This is a genomic window from Mesorhizobium sp. M6A.T.Cr.TU.014.01.1.1 (genome assembly GCF_004022765.1).
Classification (GTDB): Bacteria; Pseudomonadota; Alphaproteobacteria; order Rhizobiales; family Rhizobiaceae; genus Mesorhizobium; species Mesorhizobium mediterraneum.
In genome coordinates this window covers 1-343 of sequence record NZ_RZPG01000157.1, presented here as the reverse complement: position 1 = coordinate 343, position 343 = coordinate 1, and the positions used below count along the sequence as shown (strand labels likewise).

The window sequence follows — 343 nt, the reverse complement described above, 5'->3', positions numbered from 1 at the left end:
GCTTCTATCTTTCCTGCAGGTGCCGCCGACATGGCAGATCGGCGCCCAGGGCGTCATCCTGTTTCTCGTGCTGGCCGGGCGCGTGCTTTTGTCGGAGCGGACGCGATGACCCGGAGATTGAGCCTCGCGCCGTGGACCTACGGCTTCATCGTGGCGCTCGCAATGTGGCTGGCGATGACAGCCTATTCGGGCATCGGCAGTGCCGGCGCCACGTTGTCGGGCGCGCTCGCCTTCGGTGCCTTCAGCGTGGTGGTGGGAACCGGGCAGATGTTCGTGGTCGCTTCCGGGCCGGGCAATATCGACCTGTCCGTGCCATCCGTGCTGACGCTGGCCGCCTATGTGT

The 343-nt window shown here is 65.9% G+C and carries 1 pseudogene; it reads left to right on the top strand.

Annotated elements, in window-relative coordinates:
- Positions 1-105: 105 nt before the first annotated feature.
- Positions 106-343, top strand: a pseudogene (locus tag EN885_RS33390) (ABC transporter permease); the annotation flags it as partial.